The following is a 4,521-nucleotide window of genomic DNA, read 5'->3' as shown; positions in this document are numbered from 1 at the left end:
CACCCCGTGATGATCTCGCAGGTGAACTCGCCCGGAACGTCCGGGGCGACGGTCACTGTGATCTCAATGCACTCGCCCGTCGCCAGGGCATAATCGACCGGATCGACGATCATGGCGTCGCAGTTCTCGCTGATCGTGCCGGTGATGGGTTCACAATCGTCGCCAACCGACGTGTTGCACACCATGAAGGACATGGCGACGGGATCCGCGGTGGTCACTTCGCCGAACTCGAGGAAGGCCGGGTCGACCATGCAGGAAGGCTCGCACCAACAACCAGCGAAGGGCTCATTGTCCGGGGTCACGGCGCCGTTGAAGCCCCAGGCGATGGGGAAGTTGGGGCCCGGGCTGTAGAGCACGGAGAAGCTCAGGGGCGTCCACACCTTGGTGCACTCGCCCGCCGTCATGCTCACCGTCGTCACCACCGGCACGGGGGGCGGGGCATCGTCATAATCGAAAATCAGGTGGTAGGCCAGCGGGAAACCGTCGGGACCCACGATGCGGGTGGCCGGACGGGCCACGCCGTCCATGGTGGTCATCACCGAGGCGAAGGGGCCGTTGTTCGGATCAAGCGGGCCGTCGAACGAATCCACGTAGCCGTCATGGCCGACGGGGAAGTAGCTGGCCGGAACGTCGATCTGCACGATCGCCAGAGCGCTCGATGCCAGCGCGCCGAGCATCAGGGTGCAAAGCAGGGTCTTCTTCATGTTGAATCTCCTTTTCTATGTGTGTCGTTGATGCCTAGCGCAGGTCGAGGGCCTTCTCGGCCTTCACGGTGCGCACCGTCTCCTGGGAACTGCCGGCCAGCGCGCCGCCGGGGATCGTGTAGGCCCAGGTGAAGGGGGTGGCGACCTTGAAGATGTAGGACTTGCCGGCGGCCAGGCCCGTGCCGTAAGTCGTGCCGTTGAAGACGAAGCTCTGCCAGAAGTTGTTCCAGTTCAGGATGACGTCGTTGGCGTTGAAACCGTCGGCGTCCAGGGTCAGGTCGTCCGTGTCCAGGGCGATGTCCATGGGCAGCGGGTTGCCGAAGGCGTTGAAGCCGGCGGTGAAGGTGCCCATGGTCACGTTGGTGCCTTCGGGGATCACGTCGCCGGCCACCACCAGGGTGCCCGCCACGCCGTGGCCGTTGTAGTAGAGGTAGGTGCCGTTGTAGGTCAGGGTCAGGCCGCCCCAGGTGTTGTCCGGAGTCCAGGAGAAGGACTGCCAGAAGCCGTTCCACTTGAGGACCTTGTCGCCGTTGGCGCCCTGGCCGCCGATGACGCCGGAGGCCGGCACGTTCACGCCCAGGCCCATGGGGCAGGCGCTGAAGGCGGCGTACTGGCCGGCGTTGACGGAGCGGCTGATGAAGCCGACGGTGTTGGAGGGATCGGACTCGATGGCCAGCGCGGCGGCGGCCAGGACACCGGTGAGGGTCAGGGTCAGGATCTTCTTCATGATGCACTCCTTGGACAGTTGGTTATTTGTGTCGGGTCAGGTCGCGGCAATGGATGCTGCAAAGGCAATGCCAGTTCCCACAACAAGCGCCACTTCTCCGCTTGCGGGAGAATTGTCTTGTTGGTCATTGAGTTGGCCTATTCGGATGAAGGACTCCCAGCTTTGTCCCCACCCTGCCCAGGTCCCTTGTGACCTTGCTGTCACGTGACTCCGGGTACAAACCGTGACTCCAGAGTCACGTCGCCCGCCGGGGGCGGAACCAGCGCAAGTCCTCCCGCAGGCGGCCCTGCACGATCTCCTCGGCCAGGCAGGCGGTGCCCCGCCAGGCCAGGCCGAAGCCATGCCCCGTGAAGCCGGCGGCGATGAACTGCCCCTGGCTGCCAGGGACTTCGCCGATCCAGGGCAGGCCGTCCCGGGAGAAACCCATCGTGCCGGTCCAGGCACAGCGCAGCTCCGCCCCTTGCAGCTTGGGGAAGCTGGCCTGCAGGAAGGAGGTTAATCCCTCGTGGATCTCAGGATTCAACTCCTCGGACAGGGCGCCAATCTCCAGCTCCCGCTGGGACCAGCGCCAGCCGCCCAGCAGCACCTCGCCGGTGGGGGCCTGCCGCCAGTACTCGTAGCCGAAGTTGGCCGCCATGGCCATGGGAATGACTTTGTGCAGGCGTGTGGTGGCCAGCATCTGGCCGCGCACAGGCAGGATGAGGTCACGGAAGGCCGGCAGCAGGCGGAAGGCCCAGGCATTGGTGCAGTGCACCACGACGGAAGCCCGAAGGGCACGGCCGCCCTCCGGCGTGCGCAGGTCCAGGCTCCAGCCCGCCGCCCCCGCGGCCAGGGCCATCACCTCGCAGCGCGAGGCGACCCGGCCGCCCCCGGCGCGGTAGGCCTCGACCAGGGCCCAGACCACCCGGGCCGGGTGGACCAACCCGTCGTCCGGGGCATGGCGGGCGCCCAGGAAGGGGGAGCGCCCGGTGCGCTTCTGCAGCTGTTCGGCGGTCCAGAACTCGGCGGCGAAGCCGTCCTCGTTCAAGAGCTGGACCGTGTGCTCCAGCTCGCGGCGCTCCTCGACGGTGGCGGCGCAGGCCAGGTAGCCGCTCCGTTGGAAGCCCGTCTCCTGGGGCAGCGCGAGCAGTTCCGCTGTGAAGTCCTGCTGGTTGGCCACGGTGAAAGCCCAGATGGCGCGGGCCTTCTCCCGGCCCATCAGCTCCACGGCGCGGTTGTAGTACTCGGAAGTGCCGGCCAGCAGGTGCCCGGCATTGCGGCCGGAGGCGCCGTGGGCCGGCGCATCCCGCTCCAGCACGACCGTCTCCACGCCCAGCCGCTGCAGGTGGAGCGCCATGGCCAGGCCGGCCAGACCGCCGCCGATGACGGCGACCTCCACTTCGGCGGGCAGCGCATCGCGGGGGGCGGGCGGGCACTCCTCCAGCCAGAGGACCCGGTTGGCGGGCGGCGCGGGGGACCCCATCAGTAGACCACGCCTTGCAGCAGGGCCCGGAGTCCGCTGGGCGCCGCCAGGCTGTCCGTGCTGAAGCGGGCCGGCTGCCAGCGCAGGGCCAGCGTGTCCAACTGCTCCGCCTTGCGGGCCAGGGGCCGGCCCCAGGTGAACTGGATGGCCAGGCTGCGCAGGACGGCCGTGTCCAGCGGCCGCCCGTCTGTGGCGGGCGTGGCGCTGAAGCTGTGCAGGCGGCCATCGTGGCGCAGGACCAGATTCAATTCCAGCTCCGGCCACTCCCCCCCGCTCTCCTCGCCCAGGAAATCGTTGAGCAGCCATTCCAGCTGGGCCAGTCCCGGCCCGTAGCGGGCCGTGTCGCTCTCCGCCAGGCTGACGAGGACGGGGGCGAAACGGAAGCCCTTCGCCTCCTCCCGGGCGGCCTGGCCGTAGCGCTTGCGGTCGAAGTTGAGGCGCTGCACCACGCGCAGATGGTCCCCCGGCGCCAGCCCCACGCCGGCCGGGAGCGCCATGCGCAGCTTGGGCAGGACGGCGACGGCGTGGTCCCCGAAGCCATACTTGGCCTCGGATTCCCACAGCTTCCGGGGCTGCCGCACCTCGCCTTCGGCCGTCAGTCGGTACTCCACCACGGCCTGGCCTTCCCACACATAGCGACGGGCCTTGCGCGGGAAGTCCATTGCCTTGACCAGGGCCTTGGGTGGCAGGCTGCTGGCCGCCCGCGGGAGCAAGGCCACCAGGCTGTCCAGCAGCGCGCCGGCGGCCCGCTCGCCGCGCGCCCAGGCCAGGTAGTCGGCCTCGGAGCCGGGAAAGACCACCGGGAAGATCATGCGGCTGGCCACCATGGAGCTGCCGCGGAAGCCGGGCGTGAAGGTCAGGCCGGCGGCCAGCTGGCGGGCCTGGTCGCCCACGCCCAGCCCGGCGGGCCATTCGTCCAGCACCAGGATGCTGTCCAGGCCGCCGTCGGCGCCCACGTCCAGGGCCAGCATGGCGCGGCCCGACAACCCCAGCCAGCGCGTGTTGTCGTACGAGCGCTCCAGTTGCTGCAGGCGGGTGGCGGGCGTCGTGCAGCGGGTGCCCGTGTCCAGCGAGTTCTGGAAGTAGCGGCGGCCGTCGCCCGCGCCCTGGGCCACGGCCGCCGCATCCACGATCACGCTGTCGGCGGCCTGGTCCTCGACGGCCACGGCCACCAGCTCAACGGCTGCGGCCGTGGTGAGCGTGTGGCGCAGGACCATCGGCTGCTCCTCGCCGTCGCGCCAGCGGGCCAGCGTGCTCCAGGCTCCGCCCAGCAGCAGGTCGGAGCCGCGCACGGCCAGGGCGGGCAGGGCGGCGGGCAGGGGCAGGCGCCCGGCCCGCCAGGCTCCCGACACGGTGTCCAGGCGCGCCACCCGGCCGCCGTCGCCCACGACGGCCCAGCCATCCTGCACCGCCGCCAGACTGTGGGCCTGGTCCAGCGGGGCGCGGCCCAGGCTGCGGCGGCCGCCTGGACCCTCCAGATGCAGGCCGCCCGCCCGGTCCAGCACGGCCACGCGATCCGCTCCCGCCGGCGCCAGATCCGTCACGGCGGCGGACAGGCGCTCCCGGGGCTGCCAATGGAGTCCGGCATCCAGGCTGTGGAAGAGCCGTCCACCCCCCCCCCCCCCCCC

At 70.1% G+C, this 4,521-nt stretch carries 4 protein-coding genes; all 4 read right to left on the bottom strand.

Annotated elements, in window-relative coordinates:
* A partial coding sequence (locus Q8O14_07285; GenBank protein MDP2360539.1) for a hypothetical protein occupies positions 1–704 on the bottom strand: 704 nt, incomplete at its 3' end.
* A 34-nt stretch (positions 705–738) separates the two neighbouring features.
* Positions 739–1,431, bottom strand: a complete 693-nt coding sequence (locus tag Q8O14_07280; protein ID MDP2360538.1) for a hypothetical protein — start codon at positions 1,429–1,431, stop codon at positions 739–741.
* Between the two features lie 235 nt (positions 1,432–1,666).
* Positions 1,667–2,893 carry an FAD-dependent oxidoreductase gene (locus Q8O14_07275; GenBank protein MDP2360537.1) on the bottom strand — a complete coding sequence of 409 codons (1,227 nt, stop codon included), beginning with the start codon at positions 2,891–2,893 and terminating at the stop codon, positions 1,667–1,669.
* Positions 2,893–4,521: hypothetical protein (locus tag Q8O14_07270; GenBank protein ID MDP2360536.1), on the bottom strand; the 1,629-nt coding region annotated here is incomplete at its 5' end. The genes Q8O14_07275 and Q8O14_07270, both read right to left, overlap by 1 nt.

This window comes from bacterium (genome assembly GCA_030685015.1).
GTDB lineage: Bacteria > CAIWAD01 > CAIWAD01 > CAIWAD01 > CAIWAD01 > CAIWAD01.
This window is presented reverse-complemented; position numbering and strand designations above follow the sequence as displayed.